The 26020-nt window shown below is 38.4% G+C and carries 22 protein-coding genes; 10 read left to right on the top strand and 12 right to left on the bottom strand.

The annotated features are described in order from the left end of the window. The 3 genes from AC6CHH_RS14470 to AC6CHH_RS14460 form a co-directional block, all read left to right on the top strand. On the top strand, positions 1-265 hold a 265-nt coding region (locus AC6CHH_RS14470; protein WP_498284109.1), incomplete at its 5' end, for a DUF6364 family protein. A gap of 1 nt (position 266) precedes the next feature. Continuing rightward, complete coding sequence (locus AC6CHH_RS14465; RefSeq protein WP_498284107.1) at positions 267-698, top strand: type II toxin-antitoxin system VapC family toxin; 432 nt, start codon at positions 267-269, stop codon at positions 696-698. Positions 699-728: 30 nt separating this feature from the next. Next, positions 729-899, top strand: coding sequence for a hypothetical protein (locus AC6CHH_RS14460; RefSeq protein WP_498284105.1), 171 nt, complete (start codon positions 729-731; stop codon positions 897-899). Between the two features lie 146 nt (positions 900-1045). Here AC6CHH_RS14460 and AC6CHH_RS14455 read toward each other — a convergent pair whose 3' ends face one another. Beyond that, the gene (locus AC6CHH_RS14455; protein ID WP_498284103.1) at positions 1046-1561 is read right to left on the bottom strand and encodes a hypothetical protein; all 516 of its coding nucleotides are present in this window, start codon (positions 1559-1561) and stop codon (positions 1046-1048) included. A gap of 749 nt (positions 1562-2310) precedes the next feature. On the opposite strand from AC6CHH_RS14455, the gene AC6CHH_RS14450 reads away from it, so the two are divergent. Continuing rightward, positions 2311-2820, top strand: coding sequence for a PEGA domain-containing protein (locus AC6CHH_RS14450; protein WP_498284101.1), 510 nt, complete (start codon positions 2311-2313; stop codon positions 2818-2820). 211 nt (positions 2821-3031) lie between these two features. Here AC6CHH_RS14450 and AC6CHH_RS14445 read toward each other — a convergent pair whose 3' ends face one another. Continuing rightward, entirely contained in the window at positions 3032-4054 is a 1023-nt protein-coding gene (locus tag AC6CHH_RS14445; RefSeq protein ID WP_498284099.1) for an LLM class flavin-dependent oxidoreductase, read from the bottom strand. Positions 4055-4339: 285 nt separating this feature from the next. Here AC6CHH_RS14445 and AC6CHH_RS14440 point away from each other — a divergent pair, with 285 nt between their 5' ends. Continuing rightward, on the top strand, positions 4340-6292 hold the full coding sequence (locus tag AC6CHH_RS14440) for a tetratricopeptide repeat-containing sensor histidine kinase (RefSeq protein ID WP_498284097.1): 1953 nt from the start codon (positions 4340-4342) through the stop codon (positions 6290-6292). Positions 6293-6414: 122 nt separating this feature from the next. Here the strand turns inward: AC6CHH_RS14440 and AC6CHH_RS14435 are convergent, their stop codons facing one another. Then, positions 6415-6807 (bottom strand): lipocalin family protein, encoded by a 393-nt coding sequence (locus AC6CHH_RS14435; RefSeq protein WP_498284095.1) that lies wholly within the window; start codon positions 6805-6807, stop codon positions 6415-6417. Between the two features lie 276 nt (positions 6808-7083). Here AC6CHH_RS14435 and AC6CHH_RS14430 point away from each other — a divergent pair, with 276 nt between their 5' ends. The 4 genes from AC6CHH_RS14430 to AC6CHH_RS14415 all read left to right on the top strand — a co-directional run bounded on the left by AC6CHH_RS14430 (position 7084) and on the right by AC6CHH_RS14415 (position 10152). Then, positions 7084-7650, top strand: a complete 567-nt coding sequence (locus tag AC6CHH_RS14430; protein ID WP_498284093.1) for a Crp/Fnr family transcriptional regulator — start codon at positions 7084-7086, stop codon at positions 7648-7650. A 72-nt stretch (positions 7651-7722) separates the two neighbouring features. Continuing rightward, a complete protein-coding gene (locus tag AC6CHH_RS14425; RefSeq protein WP_498284091.1) occupies positions 7723-8052 on the top strand; it encodes a DMT family transporter in 330 nt (109 codons plus the stop codon). Positions 8053-8152: 100 nt separating this feature from the next. Continuing rightward, positions 8153-8671, top strand: a complete 519-nt coding sequence (locus AC6CHH_RS14420; RefSeq protein WP_498284089.1) for a MepB family protein — start codon at positions 8153-8155, stop codon at positions 8669-8671. A 2-nt stretch (positions 8672-8673) separates the two neighbouring features. Further along, positions 8674-10152 (top strand): rhomboid family intramembrane serine protease, encoded by a 1479-nt coding sequence (locus AC6CHH_RS14415; RefSeq protein ID WP_498284087.1) that lies wholly within the window; start codon positions 8674-8676, stop codon positions 10150-10152. A 355-nt stretch (positions 10153-10507) separates the two neighbouring features. Here AC6CHH_RS14415 and AC6CHH_RS14410 read toward each other — a convergent pair whose 3' ends face one another. Continuing rightward, positions 10508-12460, bottom strand: a complete 1953-nt coding sequence (locus AC6CHH_RS14410) for a tetratricopeptide repeat-containing sensor histidine kinase (RefSeq protein WP_498284085.1) — start codon at positions 12458-12460, stop codon at positions 10508-10510. Positions 12461-12644: 184 nt separating this feature from the next. Between AC6CHH_RS14410 and AC6CHH_RS14405 the strand changes: the two genes are divergently transcribed. Then, positions 12645-13751 carry a hypothetical protein gene (locus AC6CHH_RS14405; protein ID WP_498284083.1) on the top strand — a complete coding sequence of 369 codons (1107 nt, stop codon included), beginning with the start codon at positions 12645-12647 and terminating at the stop codon, positions 13749-13751. Positions 13752-13883: 132 nt separating this feature from the next. Here AC6CHH_RS14405 and AC6CHH_RS14400 read toward each other — a convergent pair whose 3' ends face one another. From AC6CHH_RS14400 to AC6CHH_RS14365, 8 genes are all read right to left on the bottom strand, one after another. Next, positions 13884-14888 carry an MBL fold metallo-hydrolase gene (locus tag AC6CHH_RS14400; protein WP_498284081.1) on the bottom strand — a complete coding sequence of 335 codons (1005 nt, stop codon included), beginning with the start codon at positions 14886-14888 and terminating at the stop codon, positions 13884-13886. Positions 14889-14921: 33 nt separating this feature from the next. Continuing rightward, positions 14922-16658, bottom strand: coding sequence for a RagB/SusD family nutrient uptake outer membrane protein (locus AC6CHH_RS14395; RefSeq protein WP_498284079.1), 1737 nt, complete (start codon positions 16656-16658; stop codon positions 14922-14924). A 24-nt stretch (positions 16659-16682) separates the two neighbouring features. Then, positions 16683-20048, bottom strand: coding sequence for a TonB-dependent receptor (locus AC6CHH_RS14390; RefSeq protein ID WP_498284077.1), 3366 nt, complete (start codon positions 20046-20048; stop codon positions 16683-16685). Positions 20049-20239: 191 nt separating this feature from the next. Beyond that, entirely contained in the window at positions 20240-21430 is a 1191-nt protein-coding gene (locus AC6CHH_RS14385; protein ID WP_498284075.1) for a FecR family protein, read from the bottom strand. Between the two features lie 55 nt (positions 21431-21485). Then, entirely contained in the window at positions 21486-22064 is a 579-nt protein-coding gene (locus AC6CHH_RS14380; RefSeq protein WP_498284073.1) for an RNA polymerase sigma factor, read from the bottom strand. 390 nt (positions 22065-22454) lie between these two features. Continuing rightward, positions 22455-22793, bottom strand: a complete 339-nt coding sequence (locus tag AC6CHH_RS14375) for a hypothetical protein (protein ID WP_498284071.1) — start codon at positions 22791-22793, stop codon at positions 22455-22457. Positions 22794-23079: 286 nt separating this feature from the next. Continuing rightward, positions 23080-25182: an ATP-binding response regulator gene (locus AC6CHH_RS14370; RefSeq protein ID WP_498284069.1), complete on the bottom strand. Its 2103-nt coding sequence runs from the start codon at positions 25180-25182 to the stop codon at positions 23080-23082. 11 nt (positions 25183-25193) lie between these two features. Next, entirely contained in the window at positions 25194-26015 is an 822-nt protein-coding gene (locus AC6CHH_RS14365; protein ID WP_498284067.1) for a YaiO family outer membrane beta-barrel protein, read from the bottom strand. Positions 26016-26020: the final 5 nt, after the last annotated feature.

The following is a 26020-nucleotide window of genomic DNA, read 5'->3' as shown; positions in this document are numbered from 1 at the left end:
TTTATCAATCACACGTGTTATGACTACTAAACTCACATTAACAATAGATGATACGGTAATTGATTCCGCTAAAAAATATGCTCGTCAAAAAGGAAAAAGTTTATCAGATATCGTAGAAAATTACCTAAAATCTATCAGCTCTTCGGAGGAATCTGAGCAAACATTATCACCCCGGGTAGCCAAATTGATGGGATCAGTAAAACTACCTGAGGATTTTGATTACAAAAAAGATCTAGGTAAGATTTTAAAAGAGAAACACAGGTAGCATGAAACAGATATTCATGGACACCAACATCGTTATTGATTTTCTAGCGAATAGACAACCTTTTGCGATGGATGCTGCGAAGCTTTTTGAGTTGGCTGTAAAAGGTAAAATACGGATTTTTATTGCCGCCGTCTCTTATAATAATATTTATTATATTCTTCGTCAGTCTATCTCCGGAGATGCTACTTTGAAACTACTGGAAGAACTGGCAGATATAACGGAAATAACGGACGTAACAGCTGCAATTATTCGCCAGTCTCTTAAATCGGATTTTAAAGAATATGAAGATGCCATTCAATACTATAGCGCGTTAAGTATCCTCGATTTGGATTTTATCGTTACCCGAAATACCAAAGACTTTAAAAAGAGCAAACTTGCCGTCCTTACACCGACTGAAGCGTTGGCGAGTTTTAAGGCATCTAACCAGTACTAGACCTACAGTTTGATTGACAAATCATCTCCAATGTTTGCCAAAAACATTAAATCTGACGAAAAAGAGTTCAAAATGCAACTTGGGCTACAGACCAAGAAGGTTAAGGGTAAGATTAATGAGAATCGATCTGAAATTCCTTTAGCTGCCTTTGGAGATACTGAACCAAATATCGCTACCATAATAGGCGATATCGATAATTGAAATACAGGCTATTCCAACCTTTATCCAAAAGTTTCGAGGCTTTCCGGTGGTTAAATTACGCTTTGAGCTTGGACAAAAGTTTGTGTTTTGAAGATCTTTATGAATTATTTAGTCAATAATTATACGCTTGCTATTTTGGATATATTCTAATCTACAATTTCTAATTTTGAAAAGTAATGACTTAGTCTTGTCGAATTCATGATAAGGATTAAAGAGAAAAATAGTTTTAAACCTAATATGAGAATATTGGTTAGCTCAAATTTTCTACTTAAATGTCCCATTTGAACTGAGAATATATATTTGGAAAATTCTACAATAAAGTCTGGTAAAGAAAAGACTAAAATTGACACTCCCAATAAAACAAATCCTAATTTAAATAAATGAATTGAACCGAAGGAAGAGATAGCTATTTCTTCTGTGTCATTCTCATTTTTAAACAATAAATTAGTCAAGAACCGTGTTCTGAAAATTAATATAGCTGCAATAGACCATTGCAGAATTAAAAATATAAAAAAAACTAGTTTAACTAAATCTTGGTTAGGCCCTTCCATGCCAGAAGCTAAATTATATAGTATAATTTCTTTGATAGAACCAAGACTGTATAAAAATAAAAGGATACCTATTATGTTGAGTGACCAATCAACTATTTCTTTTTTTTTCATTTTATTATTTTTTTCACTGATTTAAAACTGCTTATCTTTTTCGTATAAAACCGGATTTCAAGGAGAAGATTCGATGATAAATTATTTTGACACGGTACATTTAACAGCTCCCATATACACTCGTTCTTCTTATCGTATGCAACATTCAGGTTATTGAACGAAACGTTGATTTCCATTGCCTAATATGAGCGATCTTTTCCTATATCGCTCTGGAATGTTCACCTCCACGCACACTAACTTATCAATGATATTCGTAGTCACTAGGCATAATTGGCAAGATTGGGCCGGGTTAAATCAGGCTCGTTTCTTCTGGTTTCAATCATCTCGCTAATCGATACTAGATTAGTATATGATTACATCAGCGAAAATAAGAAAATAAAGTGTAATAACATGTAAATCATATGATAATTTGGTTTTGAAAGTTTTTTTCTCATTCTAAAACGAACCCCGAGAAAACGCCACTGCTCATAAACTGGAATATCATGGAATATTAAAAAAGAACTTTAATTGGCTTTAACCAATTATCAGTCTACAGAATACCTATAAATACGCTGTCCATCAAATGATTAACATCATTAAGCTATGAGAGTCCTCTCTAAGGAATAGGGCTTTTTAACCAGAAGTTCAATTTCAATTCGTTTAATCAGTTATTTATAATACTTTTGTGCCTTAAATTGTATTGCTTATGGGGAAATTATGTAAGCTAACATATAAAAAAGTTACTTTACAAACCAACTATACCAAATCGTATGAAAAAAAATTCTACAATGACTAAGTCTGTTTCGCTAATGTTAGCGGCCTCTATTCTGTTCACAGGTTGCGCCAGCACAACCATGATTCATTCTACCCCTGTTGGAGCAAAAGTGTACCTTGATGGAGAAAATGTCGGTACAACTCCGTATAAACACAGAGATACAAAAATCCTTGGCAGTACAACCACCGTTAGGTTACAAAAAGAAGGTTACGAAGAATTAAATACTTCTTTTTCCAGAAATGAGAAAGCTGACGTTGGGGCAATTATAGGCGGAGTATTTTTTCTCTTTCCTTTTTTATGGACAATGAAGTATAAGGCAAATCATAATTATGAAATGATACCGACTTCAACTAATGGTTTAACATCTTCTAAAAGTCTTTCAGAATTATCTACTGGAAAATCTAAGGCTGAGAGTCTTAAAGAGTTAAAAAAATTGTTTGAAGATAAACTAATTACTTCGGAAGAATATGAAAACCAAAAGAAAATTATATTAGAGAAGATCTAAAACTATTTGGAATCACTTCCGCAACAAAAGGATTGCCTTGTTATTGCGGAAGTTTCATTACCATTTCTTGGATTGTTTATCTTTGACCTTTATTGTACCTATACAGTATTTTTAATAGATTTTGAAGGCCTCATCTACTGTCTGCTTCCTTCAAAGTTCAGCATTCATGAAACAAGCCCGGCAAATGGTTTGATTCCATGTTCTTCAATTCTTAACGCCAGCCTAATTCAGGGGCAACATACTTTAAAATAGCAGATAACACGTGCACATTGTAATCGACCCCAAGGGTGTTGGGTACAGTTAAAAGTAATGTATCTGCTTCCTTGATTGCTTCGTCCTGAGCCAACTCTTTGATTAGTTCATCTGGCTCCGCGGCATAACTTCTTCCAAAGATTGCTCGTTTGTTCTCTTCTATAAAACCTATTTTATCCTGGCGATTGGATTCTTGTCCAAAATAGTAATGATCTTGTTCATTTACCAATGCAAAGATGGATCGGCTTACCGATACCCGGGGTTCACGCTGATGGCCTGCTTTTTTCCAAGCTTCTTTATACAGTCTAATTTGTTCAGCCTGTTGTACATGAAATGGTTGGCCACTTTCATCCTCTTTCAAGGTGGAGCTTTGGAGGTTCAGCCCATTTTCAGCAGCCCAGACGGCTGTAGCGTTCGATCCGGCACCCCACCATATACGCTCTCGAAGGCCATCTGAGTGTGGCTCCAGAGCCAATAAGCCCGGTGGATTCGGAAACATCGGGTAAGGGTTAGGTTGGGCAAAACCTTCGCCTTTCAATTTCTGTAAAAACTCTAAGGCCTTTCGACGGCCCATATCCGCATCAGTTTCCCCTTCTGTCGGCTCATAGCCGAAGTAACGCCAGCCATCAATTACCTGTTCGGGGGACCCTCTACTGATGCCCAATTGCAAACGTCCTCCTGAAATTAAATCCGCAGCACCGGCATCTTCTATCATGTATAATGGGTTTTCATAACGCATATCAATAACACCGGTTCCAATCTCTATTTTACTCGTTTTAGCACCTATTGCCGAGAGTAACGGAAAGGGAGACCCTAATTGAGCTGCAAAGTGATGTACTCGAAAATATGCTCCATCCATTCCAATCTCTTCGGCTGCAACAGCCAAATCAATGGACTGAAGTAAAGTATCGCCTGCCGAGCGGGTTTGATACGAGGGGTGCTTGCCCCAATGTCCAAACGATAAAAATCCTATCTTCTTCATAGTCAAATTTAGCCAATCTGAACCGAGCATTCATTGATCTATGTTAATTAGTAATGGTAAATACTTTAAAACTAAAAATATCCTGCAATTGCTTCCATCTTTCAATTATTTTCATTAACTATATATACAATATGATAATCAAGACATTACACCTATATTCTTTCAATTAATACACAATGGCAGTCAAAATAAAACTGCTCAAAAAACCCCCTAAAGGGGGATACTTATGGAAAAGCATACAACTATCTTTACCTTGAAATAAAACTCTATAATCAAACCTTAATTATGAAAGGACATCGCCTTAAGAACAGCCCTTGGTCGCTCGTATTTTCTCTGATCTTGATATTCTTATGCCTGCCAAGGATAGGAAATGGACAGACCTTTGAAGCCTTGGAGAAGAAATTGACCTCAAAAAGCCTTACCGGCAATGAAAAAATAAAAGTATACCAGGAGCTTTCCGAAAAATATTCAAACATCAATACCCAAAAGTCCTTAGATTATGCGAGATCTGGGTTAAAGTTGGCCACCTTAGCAGAGGATGAGCAAGCACAGATATTATTTTATAAAAGCATGAGTCTCACCTTTCTCAAAGGAGCATCTTATGATTCATCCTCACATTATCTAGCGATAGCAATGCCTATTGCACAGAAACTCAAAAACCAAAAATTAGAGGGTAGTCTGAACAGAGTCTATGGAAGCCTGTATTCTTACCAAAACAAATATGATCAGGCCATGGAATATTATAAAAAATCAGCGGCTACACTTGAAAAATTGAAGGACCATTACGAATTATGTCAAACGTACGCGGGTATTGGTGGTGTGTATACCATGTTAGACAACGATGAAGCGGGTCTCGAATACTATAAAAAGGCTGAAGATTTAGCCATAAAGAGCGGTAATCGAGAGCGGCTGGCTGATATATATTCTTCATTGGGTTCCACTTACAGAAACCTAGGTAAGAGTTTGGATGAAGCTGTAACCCCCATTAAAAAGGCAGTTAAGATTTATCATGAACTCTCCAATACCTTCGGCGAAATACAGGCTCTTGCCACTTTAGCCAATACCTATAGTTATTATGATGATGAACAGTCAGCTCTATCAGTTGCAAAACAAGCTTTAGAGTTAGCACAGAAAGGAAAATTTCCAGACATGATCGCTACCTGCGCCACGATTCTATCAGCTACACAATATTATCTGGGACAGTACCAGGAAAGCATTATTCACGCTCAAATGGCCATTCAGGCTGATTCCAATGATGTTAATCTGTCCAAGCATGCCTATATACATCTTTCATTGGCGCATGGTCGATTAGGACAAATGGATTCTATGGAACATTATGTCAACCAATTCTTTTCTGCGCTACAAAAGCAATATAACAAAAACTTCCGAACGTCTATTTCAGAAATGGAAGTTAAATACGAGACAGAGAAAAAGGCTCTTAGAATATCAGCACTGGAAAAGCAGCGACAACATTATACCTGGTTAGCGATTACAGGAATTAGTCTTTTGGTTCTTGCCGCTGTCATCGGAATAATTCGCTACAGATTAGTGGTGAGTAAACGAAAGCTCGTTGAGGAGCAAAATATCCGGCTTGAACAAGAAAAACAGCTTGTTGCTGTGCAAGCCACTTTGGATGGTGAAACAGCCGAACGATCGCGTTTAGCCAGAGACTTACATGATGGTCTAGGGAGCATGCTTTCTGCTGTAAAAATGAACTGGCCACAGGTGGAAGGAAATGTCGTGCTGGAAGCAAAGGACGCCTCCCGATTCCAAAAAGCATTAAGTATGCTAGATGACTCTATACAGGAACTCCGTCGCGTGGCACATCACATGATGCCAGACTCCTTACTACGATACGGGTTAAAAGTCTCTCTTGCCGATTTCTGTGAAGCTATTCCAACGGTTCAATTCCATTATTTTGGAATAGAGGGTCGATTGGCAGAAAAACTGGAGATTATGATTTATCGATGTATTCATGAGATGGTAAATAACGCTTTAAAACACGCGCAGGCTACTCAAATCAATGTACAGTTAATCCAAGAGGAAGATCGAATTTCCTTCACCGTTCAAGATAATGGCAAAGGTTTTGATCCCAATACTGTTCCTAAGGGCATGGGGCTACAAAACATCCAGCAACGCGTGGAAGCCTTTCAAGGTAGGTTAGAAATTTATTCCTCAGATAAAGGAACAGAAATTCAGGTGGAGCTGGAACTCACAAAAATTAACCCCAATGATTGAAATAACCTTTCTTGATACAAAAAAAGGTAAACCTAAGATCTAGATATACCTCAGAAGCTCTGGACCCTCTAGCGCCAAGAAGCATTATTGGTAGGGATAATTGTTAAGCAGTTTTCCCTACCTTAATTTCGAACCAATTTCTTATCGCTGTTCCCATCACCCGGCGAAGCATTTTTCCATTGCATCTCCTTGTTGGTTAGTCTAGTGATTGTATACTGTTCAGTATATATTTTATCTTCCGCGTACATCGTAATCAACGATTTGTCATGACTGATGACATAGGTCCATTTATTAAAAATCTCACTGTTTGAGAACGCAGAATAGATGACCTTTGTACAAGTGTTATCCGGATTAAAAGTATATCTTATAACGCTCTCGACAACATCGTTCGGGTTTTCGTTCACCTCAGTCCATGTACCAGTCAGATTATCAATAGATATTTGGTCCTCTTTTTTGCAAGAGAACAGTAGTGAAATCGAAATAAAAAATAAAAAATAAAGGTTTTTTCTGCTCATACTAATTGATTTGTGTTTAAAATTATCTTAGAAACGCTTAATAAGACATGTGTGCTACATTTTTTTAAAATATTGATCTTATAACAGACCTCAGAGCTGAGGGCATTTCTGGCCTTTCCGAAAATTATTATTTCCTGCATCGCTCCTTTCACATCTCTCAAAAGCACATCTAAAAATATTATTGCACGATTTTGAGCGTGTCTGAGCAATATAAAGTTTTAGGAACGACTTCCGTATTTATTTAGCAATTTTGCTTCTGAAACTGGAAATAGATTCATGGACATAGACAACATCCTTGACAAGATATATCCACTTGCCGAACGATCTAAGCAAGTACTCAAAGAGTGCATTACAGAGATTCATTTTCCCAAGGGACATATTTTGCTTCGGGCAGACCGAATAGAGAAAAACATTTACTTCATCAAACAAGGGATTGTTCGCGCCTATGCCCAGACGATCAACAATGAAATGACTTTCTGGATTGGCAAAGAAGGAGACACCATTATTTCGATGAAAAGCTATGTGGCAAACCAAAAAGGATATGAAGATATAGAATTACTAGAAAACTGTTTACTCTATGAATTAAAGAGCCAAAACCTTCAACAGCTTTTTGATCAAGATATCCAGATTGCAAATTGGGGAAGAAAATTTGCTGAAAAGGAATTGGTAAAGACTGAAGAAAGACTTATCTCCCAACAATTCCGGACGGCAAAAGAACGATATAATGAGCTCATTAAAAGCAACCCTGATTTAATCCAGCGTGTGCAATTAGGACACATTGCTTCTTATTTAGGCATAACCCAAGTCAGTCTGAGCCGAATTAGAGCCAAAATCAAGGAATAAGTTTATTTTTTATCATTTGTAAAATTTTTACTCAATCTCATTTCTGACCTTCGTCAATATAAAATAAAAGAAATGAATTGGATAATTTTAGTAATTGCCGGCTTATTTGAAGTGGCATTCGCATTCTGCTTAAGTAAAGCAAAAGAAACAACCGGAAATGAGATGTACCTCTGGTATGCAAGTTTTCTTTTTACGCTGGCAATCAGTATGGGTCTTTTAATCAAAGCGACTCAAAGTTTGCCTGTTGGAACAGCTTACGCCGTTTGGACAGGTATCGGAGCTGTAGGCACCGTTTTAGTTGGAATTATAGTCTTTAAAGAACCGGTGACTTTTCTACGAATTCTATTTCTAATCACATTAATAGGATCGATTGTTGGCCTGAAAGCAGTTTCATCTCATTAACTTCATCAAAATGAATAGAAACGCGGTGAATTTTGTTTAATTACAAACCCCATAAATTCCCCCGTTCCTTCGAGAAACAGAGTGAAATAATTATGAAATAATGGTTGAAGAATTAAGAAAACTTGAAACTCTGTTGTTCAAACGCAACAATTTAGAGATCATCGATGTAGTTCAGGAGGACGAGTGTAAGGACTATTATGGATTTAATTTTCAATGTAAAAATCTTAAAATAAAATTTAGGAAAGCGAAGATTACGCCAAAAAAGACTGGACAATTTGTAACCTTATGGAAAAGAAATTGCCAAAAACAAACGGAACCGTTTGATATAAAAGACGATTTTGATTTTTACATCATTGCGAGCCAACAAAATAACAACTTTGGGTTTTTCATTTTCCCAAAACAGGTCTTAGCTGAAAAGCACATTTTGACAGATAATGGTCATCTAGGAAAGAGAGGGTTCAGAATTTATTCCAGCTGGGACCTCCCCAGAAATCAACAAGCCCAGAAATCCAAAACATGGCAATGCAAATACTTTATTGATATGACTGGGGATGTTAATCAGAATTTAGGAAAATTAGTATATTTGTTAGCACCAATTTCAGGACCACCAACAATATAAATATGGCTTTCGGATTTTCGCCTAAATACATTCAGGACTTACCGCTTGAAAGTTTAACGACAGAACAATTTCTTGTGCTTGCAATTGAAGCCGCAAAGAAACTTGATTGGAATGTTGGCTACACCAGTGAAACTGGTTTCATTGCATTTACAAAGTTCTCAATGAGTTCTTCGGGTGAGGAAGTCAAGGTAAAAATTGACGGTGACAACGCGACCTTAAAAAGCGAATGTACAGGCATTCAAATGGTGGATTGGGGAAAAAATAAGGGGAACATTGAAAAATTAGTTGCAACATTCAATGAATTAAAAATCTCTTCATCTCCCGAAGAACTTGCCCAGAAGTATCAAGAACTTAAACCAACCTTGGTTTCAAAAGAACAAGATGTTTTAAGTCAACCGCCACCGACAACAAAGGAAAAAATCACAAGTGTTTTTGCAATCTTCAAACCGACACAAGGTTATTTCATTACTCCGATAATAATAAACTTAAACATTGCAATATTTATTTTAATGGTTATTTCAGGCGTTAATTTTATGCTTCCTGACAATGCAAGTTTATTAAAGTGGGGAGCAAATTTCCGACCAATAACATTAGAAGGCGAATGGTGGCGAGTAATCACAAATTGTTTTCTGCACATTGGAATTTTCCATCTTTTAATGAATATGTATGCCTTACTTTATATCGGTTTACTTTTAGAGCCGCATTTAGGCAGAACAAGATTTACAACAGCTTACCTTCTGACAGGAATCACCGCAAGTATAGCAAGTTTATGGTGGCACGACTTGACAATTAGCGCCGGTGCCTCGGGAGCAGTCTTCGGAATGTATGGAGTGTTCCTTGCTATGCTGACGACAAACCTCATTGAGAGGTCCGCAAGAAAAGCATTATTGACAAGTATTGCCGTTTTCGTTGGTTTTAACATTCTTAACGGACTGACACCAAACAGCGGTATAGACAACGCGGCACATGTTGGCGGATTAATCGGTGGACTTGTTATTGGTTACGCTTTAATTCCAAGTCTAAAAAAACCTAATGAAAATAAATTAAAATATACGACCGTTGGTTTATTAACAACGCTAATTCTAATTCCTTCTTTTGTAGTTTATAAAAAAATGCCGAATGACATTGGGACGTATGACACCAAAATGAAAGAATTTGCATCAATGGAAGCAATGGCTTTAGAGGTATTCAATTTACCTCCAGACACACCCAACGAGAAAATTCTATACGGAATTAAAGACAGAGGAATTTATTATTGGAACGAAAACATCAAACTCATAGACAGTTTCAAGGCCTTGGATTTGCCACTTGAAATTAGAACTAAGAACAGACTTATAAAGGAATATTGTGAGCTTAGAATAAACAGCTATGAGTTACTTTACAAAGCAATTTCGGAGGACACAGACCAATACACAACACAAATAGAAGATTACAAGATAAAAATTGAAGCAAAAATTAAAGAGCTTGGTGGTGGACAATAAACGTAGCTAGAACGCGGATTTTAACCAAATGCATATGGTTTGCAATTCATCTTGGAAATCAGTACCTTTAGGGGGCACGTATTAAAAATAAAGCGCCTATACATAAAAAACCAAACGAAGCAGCATGACATTTAACTTTGTAAATATTGGATCGACGGAGATGGCATTTTTAAGTATTTGCTTTGTTGGAATTCTTATCCTACTTCTTTTTCGGGTTATAAAATATATAAAAACTAAAGTATAGAATTAGCCGACCTATTGAATAAGTCCAACTGGTATCCTTTTAGGACTAACCTTCGAAACAAAAATCTTCATACTCTAGCTAGCAGTGAATTGCTGATTTACCGCGGTTGTTTTAGTCATTCTTTCTCATTTTTTTAAAATCCAGTTCTACGTGAATCTCTGTTCCTAGCTCCGATGAATAAATACTCATTTTTCCTTGATAAGCTTCTACACGTTGACGAATATTACTTAGCCCCATCCCCTCGGATACACTGTTCTGATCATATCCCTTTCCATCGTCCTGAACTGTAAAAGAAAGGCGGTCCTGCTGTTGTACCAACTGAATATTGATGTGGGAAGCCTGGGCATGTTTTAGGGCATTATTCACCAATTCATGAATGCTCCGGTAAACCATCACTTCCAATTTTTCACTCAAGCGAACTTCATCTCCAAAGTAATGGAAGTCCAACATGGGTACCGATTCACAAAAATCCGTAAGTGAGACTTTTAATCCATACCGTAACAGCGATTCAGGCATCATGTGATGTGCAACCCTGCGAAGTTCCTGTATGGATTCATCAAGCATGCTCATTGCTTTTTGAAAGCGGGATACATCAGCCACCTCCAAAATAGCTCCTCCTTTCATTTGGGGAAGATTAAACTTAACCACAGACAACATGCTCCCCAATCCGTCATGCAGGTCCTTTGCCAATCGAGTTCGCTCAGCGGCCTCCCCCTCCAATGTGGCCTGTACAGTCGTCAATCGCTTTTCTTGTTCCATTCGTTTGGTTTCTTGTTCTGCAAGTTTGCCTCTACTCACCGCTAGGCGGTAACGCAAAAGTCCAAATGCAAAAGCCGTCAGTACAATGATTGCTCCTGAAATTCCGAGCCAGGTATACAACTTTCGCTGTTTTTCCAATGAGGCAATTTTGAGTTCTTTTTTTTCGGTTCTGTAGTGCACTTCCAAATTGGACAGCGAGTGCTGATAGGCTTCATTGGCATGCCTATCCAGTTCCTCCCTATAAATCTTTAGGTATTTCTGAGTAAGATCTGCACGTCCCAGGTATGCATTTGACTGTATCAAATTCGCATACGCATTCAAACTAATATTGATATTTGATGTGTCTATTTTTAACACATTCAATGCACTTTGCGCGGATTCTCCATAATTTCCCTGAAAATAATGTGCATTCGAAACATCTATTAATGAATGTGTAATTAAATTGGGAATTCCGAGTTTTTGCGCTTTTTGCAAGGCTTTTTGGGCAATTGGCAAAGCGACCTTAGGATCACCGTAATGATAGTACACTCTTGAAAGCATCTGCAGGGCAGATACTTCGTTAAAGGCATCTTCTATCTGTTGGCTAAGACTGAGCGCTTTTTTAGCATAGTGTAAGGATTCATCCATAAGTCTATCCTTATGCAAAGCTATATCACTCAGGGAAATGTAAATATTTGCCAATAAGGATTTATTACTCTCTATTAAGGCGAGCTTCTCTGCTTTTGCAAAGTAATTCAGCGCTGGATCATAATTTTTCAAAATCTGATAGATTCCCCCAATATTACTATACACACTGCCAAGTCCTTTGTGATCCGTTTTCCCTTCTAAAATTTTTGCGGCATGCAAATATGCCTCTAAGGATTCATTGTAAAGACTCTGCTCTTGAAATACAGCACCAAATAACACCAGAATGGAGGCTTCCGATCTATAGTTATGCTGTTTGCGAGCAAGAGGGAGTGCTCGCTCGAGGTAAACGGTGGCAGTATCGTATATACTTCCCCTATAATATGCGGCGCCAAGATTTGTATAGAACTTACGTACTTTCACCTGATTATTGCTCTTTTCTGCCAGGGCTAATCCCAGCTGGTTGTACGTGATAGATTTACGGAAATTATGTGAGGTATAAGCCCATCCCAATTCATCATATAGTCTTATTTTATCGACTGTATTCAACGCATTATTGTTTAATTCCCGCTCTAAGGAATCGATAGACTGTCCCCAAACAGGAACCCAAATACAAAGAAAAAACCAGAAAAAGATCAGCCGAATTAGTCCCTGAGGTGTTTTATATTTTGTTCTTTTCATAATTATAACCTATCGTTTTTCCTCTTTCAGTGAATCTTAGGATCAAAGGTAATTCATCTGCTTTTGCTAAAATCCCCCCTTTTGGGGGTATAATAAGGAATCAACAGCCTTTAAATTTGCTTTACAATACTGGTAATAAACGACATCACCAGTTTGGTTACAAAAAATTATAAACATAACACTTATGAAAACAAGAATCATTCTCTTATCAAGCCTGCTCATTTTGGGCCTGTCGAGTTGTACAAAAGATACAATCACACCAGAAGAAGAGCCAGAACAACCAAAAGGTTGCAATCTCGTTAAAGTAACAAGCTCCATTAAAGAGCCCACTGTGTGGAAATCAGGAAACGTTTACGTTATAGAAGACGCCAATATTGAACTACGCTCGGTACTTACAATCGAACCAGGAGTTACGGTAAAACTAAAAGATGCAAAAATGAATATAGTAAGCGGCAAAATTCTTGCAAAAGGAACTGCACAACAGCGCATCGTCTTCACTTCACTCGCTGACGATCGATATTGTGGTGACACTAACGGAGATGCTGCGGCCACACAACCTGCCAAAGGAGACTGGCAAGCGATTTCACTGAGCGGAGGAACAGAGAATACGTTCCAATATTGCGATATTTTTTATGCTGGTCAACGAAATGGCGGGTATCACAATGCGGTTAGAATAGGTGGAAGCAGTGCCGCCTCATTTGAATTTGACAACTGCCGATTTGCACATACATTATTCAATAATGCGGCTTCATTTCATACTTCTGCAGTATTTTATGCTGGAGAAACGATGTCAGATCCCAATGTTTCCAAGTTTACCAACAATGCTATTTACGATAGTGGTAAACCTATTTTTTTAAACATGAGGTACACCATGCCTCTGAGTAATAAATTTCATAATCCCGAGAATCCTAGCGTAACCAATACCCACAATGCGATATACGTATCTCCGGGAAGTTCAAGCAATGTGACCATGTCTTGGAATATCACTGAGGTGCCTTATGTCATTAGTGATTGGATACAGCTAGCAAACGAAAAGATTCTCATCGTAGGACCAAATGTAACCGTTAAGTTTGCCGGAACAGGGTCTGGAATCGCCCGAAGTGCCGCGCACAATGTCCAACTTCATGCTACCGCCGTATTCACTTCATTCAAAGATGATACACATGCTGGTGACACGAACGCTGACGGGAATGTAACAACCCCCAAAAAAGGAGATTGGAAGGGATTGTATAATGGGTACTTTTTGCGAGACTATCAACATGGGGCGAACATATTATTTGCCGCCAATTAATAAGGTGAGCTTCGGCCGTTCAGGTTTGGTATAAGGCTTAGTTTACTTCTTTAAAAAACCCTCGAATTTCATTCGAGGGTTTTCTCATTGCTCAGTAAAACAATACGATCAATGACTTCGAGTAAAATGAGATTATTGTTTAAACAAGAAATTCTCTCCCCAAGTCATATACAGGATTGGCTTGTTTACCTTAGCCATCCTCCTATAATTCAACCAGTAAGGTTCCCTATGATCAATCGAATGAACAATCTCATTCTCGTGTCCTGTAATCACTAATTTAGGATTAAAGCCATTGATTATTCGCTCCAATGGCATTGCCCAACAGTGCACCAATAGAACATCCACTTTTTCATGATCTTTTACATGATCAATCCATGTAGCCTCTTGAGCATATTGATCACCGGTATGAGCAATGCTAATACCTTCGGGGGTCCGCACGATATATACATTGTTTGGAACATTATCCTGATGTCCTGGCATTACAGTTACATCTAGTTTTTTACCATTAGTCAATAAAACCTTCTTTTTCAAGAGTTCCTCCGAGCGAATATGTTGCACCCTATCCCCTTTATCCTTCCAGATCCCTGTGGTAGCCACAATATCCTTTTTATGCTGAATAAATATATCAGCGACTTTGGAATCTGCATGATCTCCATGAAAATGGGATACGAATAAAACATCACAAAGCTGGACAACAGAATCCATAAGCCCATCTGAAATCATTGGTTTAGCATTACCCTGGCCCGCACGGGTCATATCGAAAGCAATAGTTACGCTAGGAGATTTTACGATAAATGCGTGGTTGTACATCTTGAATACCCGGAGACCTTTTAAGACAGGTTCCTTAAGCTCATCAACAACATTTCGAACTTGAGTTTCCAAAAAATCTCTTGTTACTATAGAACTATCCAGTCTTGGATCATGAAAGATCCAGTCAAGATGCAACAATGCAGATTTTCTACTCTCGTTAATGGATGTTGAAGGTGGGTTTGCCTTCAATAGACTTTGTACCAAACGAATGGTTTCTCTGGATTGCTCTTGCATGAATTCAGCGGGTTTTTTCCAATAATGCAGGGGCTGTTGAGCGAGCATTAATAGGGGCAAAACCAAAAAAGCAATACTTATTTTATACTTCATCATAAATGGGTTGTGGATATATAAGTTTTAAAATTACCAGTTCGGGTTTTGCACTAAATTTGGATTCCTATCCATCTCAACAAGAGGAAAAGGCCAAATTTCATGACGAACTTGATATTTCCGTTCATACATCATATCGCCAAATATGTCGGTAGCATTTTTGACCGTAGATTCAAGGATACCCCAACGACGAATGTCCCAATAGCGTTGTCCCTCACCTGCCAATTCATAAGCCCGTTCGTTTCGGATTCGTTGGGTCATTTCAGCTTTCGTACTCGCTGAAAGCCATGCCGGTCCGGAGTTTATACCTGGCATATTTACTCTAGCACGAATTTTATTAATCTCAATCTCTGCTTTTGCCAGTTCTCCATTTTCATTATACGCTTCCGCAAGCATCAAAATTACATCCCCTAAACGGATTAAAGGAAATTCATAAGGAGTTCGGCTATATTCACCCCAATACCCTTCAAGATTTCCAGTGGGTATCCATTTTCTCCAGAAATAAGAATTCCAACCTTCAGAATTACGCATAAATGCTAGCGCCTCCATAGGAGAGCCACCTTTTGAGGCATCGGCAAGAACAAATTGTTTATCCCTAGGTACGGACCCGGCATCTGTTCCTAAGTAGTGGGAATAAGGAGTAATTAGATTCCATTCTAAGCGCGGATCACGTTTGCGATAAACATCTCTTATTTTTGCGGTGTCTGCATTTAACGTGCTGGTAATTTTTGTACTACCCTGATCGATGGCAACGCTTAAGACGTTCCGACGAAATTTAGAATCTCCAGCATTAAAGCCTGCAAATGTATCATCCCAATTGAATTTGGAACCGTCTAAATTCTCATACATATCTGCAAGTTTGGTAGATGGCACGATAAGGTTGCTTGCAATTAAACGCATGGTTGCTTTATTTCCAAAGTAAGAAACTATATCCAGTGCATGTCCACCGACATTTCTATCAATTGACTGAATGGAAAAGATCATTTCATCACTCTTTTTCCCGTTGTAAAGGCGGAAAAGCTCTTCATAATCATCATGTAAAGCGTATCCATAACTTGCGCTCTTATTGTGCACTATTTCCTCAAAATCAGCAATTGCCTTGGTCCATTCTTTGTTAAAAAGGTAGACTTTACCACGCAGAGCATATGCAGCACCTTTGGTCGCCCGGCCATAATCTTTGCCCCATTCAATTGGTAGTTTTTCTATTGCTGCTGACAAATCGGCTAATATGTGATTTCGTATTTCTTCCGGTGTACTTTTTGGATCAGTCACGCTCGCAAATTCTTCATTGATATCACGAGTTTCATCATAATATGGAACACCTCCCCAGGCATTTAGCATTCGAAAATAGGCCATCGCTCTCAAAAACTTGGCTTCAGCAATTACCACATCTTTTGTCTCCTGACTAATCTCCATTAGGGCTACATTCCGAATCACTGTGTTCGAGCGATGAACAAGTTCATATAGATTTTGGAAATGATTCTGAACACCAGTGCTTCCTGAGGAGAAAGAAATTCCCCTGGAAACATCTGCCCACGGACTGCTGCCATCAGCAAGGTCAGATACCATATCAAAAGTAAATTCCATACCAAAACACCACGGCTGTTTCATGGCCGCATACATACCGACAGCTGCTTGTTTAGCATGAGCCTCTGTCTTCCAATAGGTAACACTTGAGAGCTGGTCGGCAGGAACATAATCCAATTTTTCGCAACTACCGAACAGTAGGGCAGATCCTAAAAGCACTAAGCTTAATATTTTATTTTTCATAGTTTACTATCTTAATACTGGGGTTTAAAAAGTTAGGTTAAGGCCAAGAGAAAATTGACGAAGAGAAGGATACCCTACATTTGCCGCAACCTCTGGATCTAATCCTGGAAAATCAGTAATGGTAAATAAATTATCAACACTCGCATACACCTTTAATCTTTCTACATAAAATTTCTCTGAGATTTCTTGCGGAAGACTGTATCCCAATTGAATATTCTTCATTCTAAGATAAGCCGCATTGAAGATAAAAGAATTACTAGGTTGGTTATTCTTGGTGTTCGCGTTATTGCGGAGTTTTGGATATTTTGATTGGTAAGGATTTTCCGCGGTCCATGCATTATCCGTAATATCCTTTATCAAGGACTGTCCCATTACTGTAATGTAACGAAACGCTTGATTATTATAATACACCTGATAATCCCCCACACCTTGCAAGAGCATATTGAGGTTAAAACTTTTCCAAGTTAATCCTAGATTAGCCCCATAGGTAAAAGTAGGACTGTTTCCGTTGCCAATTTCAACCCGATCATCCGCATCAAGCTTCCCATCCTTGTTTGCATCAGCATATAAAAAATCTCCAAGTTCAGGACGTTGATAAGTCGCGAAATAATTCGGGTTTGCCTGAACCAAAGATTCAACATAGTCCATATCCTGTTGATCTCGAACGATACGATCAACAGTAATGGTATATAGCTGATTTATCGGCCTGCCTTCTTGAATTTTATACACTCCGCTTATTGCAGATACATCTCCCCTGAATTTAGTCACATTGTTACGCACGTAACCTAGGTTAACTCCTGCCGAATACGCTAATGTTCCAATTTTGTCTGACCAGTTTATATTAACGTCAAGACCCTTATTTGTAACCCCTCCGGCATTTTGGTTGGGAACAATTGTCGTTCCGTGCTCCAAAGGTACTGGTAGGGAGATTAGAATCCCGTTTGTTTTTTTAGTATACAGATCTAGTGAACCGGTCAGGCGATTATTTAAAACACCGAAATCCAGTCCAAGGTTTGTCATGTAGGTCGTCTCCCAAGTTAAGTTCGTATTGGATAGAATTGTTTGCGAGAGTCCTCCGACTATGCCATTGTTCAAGATGTAATTGGTTGCGGCGAACAAAGATTGATACATGTAGTAGGTTGAGGTTGCGTTATTCCCCAAGGAACCATAAGATCCCCTTAATTTTAACATATTCAACACTCCCTTGCTATTTTGCATGAAAGATTCTTCAGAAATATTCCATCCGGCAGATACTGATGGGAAATAACCCCAACGTTGGTTAGGTGCGAATTTGGATGAGCCATCTGCTCGGAAATTAGCTTCCAACAGATATTTATTATCCCAAGCCAAATTTAGTCTGCCAAAGTAGGAGTGCATAGCCCATTCGTTGTAATTACCCCCTACAGGACCATCCGTAGCACCGCCATCTAAGGAAGTTAAGGCCGGATCAACTAAATCGTATTTTCTGAAAACTTCATTTTCATATTTGTTATACTCCTGACTTCCACCCACCATAAAGGATGTTTCCAATTTGTCAAACTTGCGTTCATAGCGCGCAGTGACATCGGAAGAACGGAAGGTATTTCGGTAATTGTATTTCCTGACATAGGTCCGCACCACCCCTTCGCGGAGCAATACCGGGCCGTCCATCGTAAATCGGAATAAATCTCTATCGGTCAATTGTTGATCCACATTTCTATCCCAATAATTGTAAGAGAAAGAACCTTCAATCGTTAATCCTTCAATGGGTTTTAGCCTTCCAAACATTTTGGCTACTGTTCGACGCGTTCTGGTTGGAAAATCGCTTTTATAGAACCACATCCGGCGGTATGGATTAGCATTACTTACATTCTCTTCTTCTGGGTTTTGAATGCCACCATATTTTCCGGTAGCCTCATCATATAAGGTCATCCCAGGCACCGTATTAAAGGCCCCAAAGCCAAAGATTACATCCCCTCCGGCTGCGGCAACTTCACTTGAAGGATTATTGGTGTCCATATAGCCGAATAAATTCGTTCCTACAGTAAGCCATGGTTTGATGTCTACCTCAACATTCGCCCTTAACTGATTACGCTTATACTCCGTGTTATAAATCATCCCTGGATTATCAACAATTCCAAAAGAAAGGTTATAGCGCATATTGGCAGAACCGCCATTTGCTGCGATATTGTGATTCTGAACATAAGAAGGATCGCGGTAAATATGGTCCTGCCAATCTGTATTAGGGTAAACTGAAGGATTTTTCCCGGCATCATTTCGCCATTCATCAATTTTCCCTTGCGAAAAGCGAGGAGCCTGTCCGTTAGCCGTAAGTCCTCGATTCTGAATCTCCATAAAATCAGCATAGTCGGTTACCAAATTTAAACGCTTTCCCACCTTTTCAGCAGACACATTCCCGCTGTAAGTAATTTTTGAGGTTCCTTCGGCACCCTTTTTAGTGGTAATCAAAATCACACCATTTGCTGCACGAGAGCCATAAATGGCCGAAGACGCCGCATCCTTTAATACTGAAATATTGGCAATATCTTGGGGATTGATGTCACTAATCGAGGAACCTGTCATTCCATCAATTACAATTAACGGACTCGCATTGTTCAATGTTCCCTGTCCACGGATTCTGATCGTCTGAGATTCATATCCTGGAGTGTTCCCTCCTGTGTTGGTTACCGCCAAACCTGCCGCCAGACCTGCCAAAGCATTGGTGGCATTGGTTACCGGACGGTCGCTAAGGGCATCCATGTCTACAGAGGCCACGGCTCCGGTCATGTTTACTTTTTTCTGCACACCGTATCCCACAACCACAACCTCGTCAACATTCGTCGTAGAGGAATGAAGAACAATGTTTATTGTTGTCTGATTACCTACGGGTACATTTTGTTTTTCATACCCAACAAAAGAAAATAGTAGTACCGCATTCGCTGAGCTGGTGGTTATGTTATAATGTCCATTCTCGTCACTCATTGTGGTATTTGCCGTTCCTTTCTCACTAATAGACACATTTTGAAGATTTTGCCCGTCTTCAGATTTTACATTTCCTGTGACAGTAATCTGTTTCTGAACCAAATTTTGCTCTTCAGTCCTTGCTGCATTTGAACGTGTAGCCCGTTTGAGGATAATATTTTTATCTACGATACTAAAGTTCAGATTGTGCTTTGATAATATCTGTTTAAGAGTCGTCTCAAGACCTAACTTTTGAATAGAAAGAGAGACCGTCATATTTTCAGGTATAAGCGATGAATCGTAAAAGATGTTATACCCGGTTTGCTTTTGAATATCTTTAAGCACGTTGGTCATCTTTACGTTCTTCTTGTTTAGAGTAACCGTTTGCCCAAGGGTAATGGCACTCGCCTGGACAATGCCGGCACACATTAGTAATATGGCTAATTTCATCGACAAGAATTTAGGTGTTCGATGTAAAGCTCCTTCACTTAAGGAGCAATTTTTTATTTTTTTGTACATTTGTAAATCGGTTGGTAATATTTTTAAATAGCTTACTTTCAATCGAAATCATTCTTTGTATCAGGGGCGCTGCAACGCTCCTGATTCTTTTAGATTTAAGATCTCTACCCGTGTGGATGGCTTTACATGACCTTGATCCTCCTTCCTTCAATTTTGAATTTTACGGCTTCCGTTAATTCAATCACCTTTAGAATCTTTTGTATTTGTTCATATTTGGATAATGTACCGGTAAATTCCAGGTTGCTGACATCTTTATAATAGGACACTTCTACATCGTACCATCTGGAAAGTACTTCCATGACTTCCTTTATCGGACTCCGCTCAAAGGCAAACGTTCCATTCTTCCAGGCCGTAAAATAGAAAGGATCAATTTGATCAATTTCTATTTTATTTGATCCAGGATGATAAACGGCTTGTTGGTTGGGGGCAAGAATTTTTTCAGGTCCATTCAAGTAACTAAGCTTGATCTTACCTTCTACAAGGGTCGTTTCTATATTTTTGTTGAAGGAATTAATGTTAAAACTTGTGCCTAACACCTCTAAGGTTTGTTGATCTGTATACACAAAGAACGGAATCCTCTTACCCTCTCTATTCACCTTAGCTACTTCGAAATAAGCCTCTCCGGTAAGTTCAACTTCCCGTTTTTCATCAGAAAAACGTAATGGATACCTTAGTGTAGAGGAAGCATTAACCCAAATAGCCGTTCCATCTGGAAGGTTCAACTTATACTCTCCTCCTTTGGGGGTGATAATTGTATTATAAACGGGTTTAGAAACCGCATTTTGATTCGCTACCGTATAGGTCAAATCTCCATTTTTACCTTTACGGATAGAATACCCTTCCAAATTGATGAGGGTATCATTCTGAATCGACTCTAGATCGAGTGTACGTCCATCATCCAACAGCAATTTAGCTTTTGCACTACCCGGTTGTATAGGGATATCTTTGCTAGCGAGTATATCCGTTTTTTCAGCAGGATTCTGCTGAAAATATAGGGTAACAAAACCGAAAATTATCACGGCAGCAGCTGCACTTGCTGATACTATTTTTAGCCAACTTGTCTTACGCTTAATTGGAACAATGGGGGTGTTTTCATTTAAATTCGCCCAAATTTCAGAGAAAGCCTGCTCTTTACGGTGCTCATTAACTGCAGGGATATTTTCTGTTCTAGCTGATTCCTCTCTAGCATATTCATCCAAAGAAGTATCCGCATCAGCACTACTGACGTACTTTTTGAGGATTTGAAGTTCCTGATCGGATATTACTCCCGATTTAAACTTTTTAATCAATTCACTTAGTCTCGTTTTTTCCAATGGTTCTTCTTATTTAACCTTATACATGAAGAAGTCAGTAGAATGGACTAGTGTGTTAGAAAAAAAATATTAGAAAAGTTAGATACTGACTGGAAATCAGCTTTTTAATTTTTTTCGACGCTGATATTAGATGGTTTTTCACGGTATTTCTCGAGCGGCCTGTAACGAGCGAAATCTCATCATAGGAATAACCGTCAATTTTGTTCAGACGGTATATTTTTCTTTGCTGGGGAGGTAAACTATCTATGAATCTCAAGAGCATCTCTTGCAATTCATTAAAATCAATTTGCTTTTCGGTCGTTAAAGAGCTAGACTCACTAGTATGAATTGTTTCATTTTGGAATCTGGTTTCTAGCACCTGTTTGCGAAAAGACATAATGACCAACCTTTTAGCGATCACAAAAAGATAAGGATATAGTCCTGAGGGTTCACTGATAGCCTCTTTGTGTCTAAAAAGTTGAATGAAACATTGCTGCACAATATCTTCGGTTTCCTGAGATTCTTGGGATAAGGATTGGGCATACCTATACAACGGAGCATAATATCTATCAAATACTTTCCGAAAAATCCGTTGATCTCCTTCCAAGAACAACAAGAAATCTTCCTGCGATAAGTCCAGGTTATTGTCCTTCATTTTTTATTTTCTGATGAAATCTCTTTCACAACGAAATAACCGAATATTTGTCAATGGAATATTAGGTTAAATTTAAGTTTATGTTAAATTATTAAGATTTATCTTGGCAAATGATCGCTAAAAATAAGTAAAAAACTGGATTTTACAAAAAAGTTAAACGACTTATTATCAATCACCCCCAGGGTCAATTATTTCCAGAAACTTTCCCTTGAAAATAGATAATACCAGGTTGCAGGATAAAATTGTATCCTTTAATGATCAACATTTCCCTCTTTAAAAAAATCCCGGCAAATTTCAAAGCAATTGCAGTGAATAAAAACCTTCCTAGGGAACCTCACCAATGAGTTTCTAAAATCGGATGCGCATAGCAAGAAATCTCAAAGAATCCAATTACATATCGTCCAGTTCTTCCTTTGAATAGCCTCCTGAACAGTCCATACATGCGTTTGCATACGCGTTGTACTCTTCATATGCAGCGCCAATTTTACCAAAAAGAGTGATAATACGGTCAATCCTTATCTTTAGCCCGTGGTCCATTACAAGAAACACACCTTCATTCTTTTCTTCGGCTATTTCAACGGCCTTACCTTGTGTTTCCTCAAGGCTATCATCTTGGCCAAAATAGAATATCTTCCCGCTGGTTTGTTTTTTGATCTGTTCTTGGATAACCTCACGGTATTCCCATGCTACCGGGAGATACGCATGTTTTTTAGTTGCTTTCTTAGTCATCTCCATCGTTCTTAAATTCAAATAATTAAATCCAATTACACAAAGTTACATAGAAAAAATTATCCTTAGCTCCACCTTGAAATAGAAAACGGTGAATGGTGAAATCCTTATTGAGAGAGCGAATGTGTTTATGCTATTCTTGGGGCAATAGAAGATACAATTCCAACAATTTTTGAGCAAAAAAGGAATAGCGTATAAACGTTTACCATCCCTTTTTTTTGCTTTTCTAGGGCTAAAAATAGCTGAAAAAAGTATGCCCTGTAAGGGAAAAAATTATTGAAACCGTTTACGATCGTTCACAAAGTTCCTCTACGAGTCTCAGCAATTCTTCTGGAACAAATGGTTTAACCAACCAAGCATCAATACATGCTACCTCAGGACGTTCTGTCGGAGTAGGTTTGTCATAACCAGACAATACAATAATTGGAATCGAGGCCTTCTTTAGGTTTTTTAATTCTCGAATCCTCTGCGCAAGTTCGAAACCGTTTAAGCCAGGCATCGAGATATCCGTAATTAATATATCAAAATTATGTTTCATGAAAATTTCAAGGGCATCAGTCCCATTTTGGGCCTGGGAGACTACCCAATTCTCATTTACAAAAAGTAATTTCATTATTTTTAAGTTCAGTGCGTCATTCTCTACGATTAACAATTTATGAGCCTGCTGATTAATCTTCCTATTTTCTGAGTTGGACGTGTTTTCTAAAAAAATATCGTAGGGAATCTCCACCTTAAAAGTAGTACCACCACCAAGCTGAGAACTCACATGAATGTTTCCTTTTTGGTAATCGACTATTTTCTTCACAATACTTAACCCCAGGCCTGTACTACCCTGTTCTATCTCAGAGTGCTTGTTCTGGGAATTGTATTGATCAAAAATAGTTGGCAATTGGTATTCCGCAATGCCAATCCCTGTATCTTCAATCATTAGCATAAGTTTACCCGAGAAATCATCAATCCTGAGAAAATTTGCATGAACATGGATAGATCCCTTCTCTGTAAATTTAAGGGAGTTGTTTATGAGGTTTATGAGCAATTGTCTGAGTTGAAATGAATCTCCATACAACTTCACATCCAATGACGGATCCAGCTGGCATGTCAAGATCAAACCTTTGCGTTTGGCTTGGATAGTAAACCCTAAAATCACTTCCTGAATAATCCCAGAAGGAATAAATGGCAAGTGATTCAGTTTGAATTTTCCATTTTCCATTTTTGTAAAATCCAGAATATTGTTGACAATGGAGATTAACATATTGGAAGAAAGTTTTATCGCATCAATTACCTCGGATTCCCCCTCTTTTGCATTATTTTTGGACAATTCATCTGTAAAAGCATGAATCGAATGCAGTGGCGTTCTGATCTCATGACTTAAGGTGGCAATAAAATCTGATTTATATTTGGCGTATTCTTCCGCTTTGTACTTTTCTGCTTGCAAGGCCTTCATGTTACGATATAACAACACCAAGACACTTAGTATGACAATCGTTAATAACAAACTGAAAATCAAAACATTTTGATTATTAGCTTTCAAATCAATCACCAAAGAGGCCGCGTCATCCCCCAATTTTGCTTGGCGCTGATTCTTAATTTGAACTTCTTGATTCTTCAAATCCACCAATAGGCTTTTCAATTCATTAAATAATAATTGATTGGCAATCAGTAAATCCTTCTCTTTCTTGGTTAACTTTGATAGCGCAGGACCGCTAGCATTTCGAATGCTTGATGTCTCAAGATCCTGCTGAGGCTTATTGGAAATTTGAGTTGTTTTTTCGATCTGTTTAATGGTGGTTGTACTTCTGTGCTCTTTTTCTTTTGGTTGATTGACGATCGCATCTCTTATTCTTCCGAAAAGTCCTTTTTTGCTCCGTTGCTGGGTAACGGTTTCTTCTACTATTTTAATAGGACCATCCTGCGGTGCAGCAGGTTCTTCCTTAATAGGCTCAACCCGGGCAACCGTGGCGGGTAAGGTTTCGCGATTCTTGTTGTCTTTAATTAAAGAATCAGCAAGAATTTTCGCCGAAATATAGAGCTCAGTTTTAAGCTGTTTATCTTTCAAAAGCCCCTCAATACTACCTTGTTCATCTTTTTGAATTGAGGTAATCAAATTTGACACCTGGCCGAGTTGATTCATGTATTTGGTGTATAACCCTTCTTCTCTGGTCAACACATAAAGTCTTGAGTTATTCTCCGCATTATACAAAAGCTGAATGGCTTCGTCAATCCTATCGATTTCAAAGCGATTGTTAGACAAATTGCTCACCACATCGGATAGCTCTTCTGAATTTCTATTGGCCACATAGGTAATTATTGAAATGGAACTAAGGACCAGAACTAAGAAGACTACGGTGGCTATATTGTATACTGTTTTATGAGGTAATTTTAATTTCATAAATACGTTTATTAAAAATATTTCGACACTGAGAAATAGAGATCATATTGATTTAATTTTTTGGTATCGCTTATCTTTTGGTTTGTCCATGCAGCTGTAAGGGAAGCGCTGTAGTTATGCTTAAACAATTTTTTATACCCTAAGGCGATAGACTTGGAAAGGAAACTATCAAACTGGAGATCCTGGAATACCCTACTCCTATCATCTGGAGATGTTCCTGTAGCCAATATAAGGGTCAGGTAATCCAATTGATCATTCAAGTAATACCGAGTTGTAAACCGGTAGGACTGTTGCCAATTACCCGCATCATCAATCAAGTATCCCTTTAGATTCAACCAGTAATTCCCTACATATTTACCAACACCTAGTACAGCCGAATGTACATCTACATTTTCAGAACGTAAATAGCGATACCCCATTTCGCCTTCCCAACCCTTGTGAAAATTATGGTTAAGAGAATAGGCGGCTTTAAAGGATGGAAATACTTGCTTATCGGCCACTCCGATTGAAACAAAGGAATAATAAGCCGGACTATGCATCCAATAGGATTCCATCTCAAACTGAAAACCATTATTGTCACTTCTATCCGAATAATTGACCCGTCCAATTAACGTACTCCGATTCGCAAGGGTTCGACTATATTCCAGAGAAGTAATAGATGTTTGCGGCTTTTGATTGTCGTAAAAACTTTGCAATCGTGTAAGCCCAATGTGATTTTTCAACGTGTCTTTTAACCGAATTGAATCCTGTTGAGCCATGAGCGTGAAGTTAACTTGAGCAAGAAAACATAAGATAAATATACCTATTTTCGTTCTATTTCTAAATTGATTCATTTTAA

This window comes from Sphingobacterium sp. GQ94 (genome assembly GCF_059758715.1).
The sequence above is the reverse complement of the archived record's forward strand: the minus strand, read 5'-3'. Positions and strand labels throughout refer to the sequence as shown.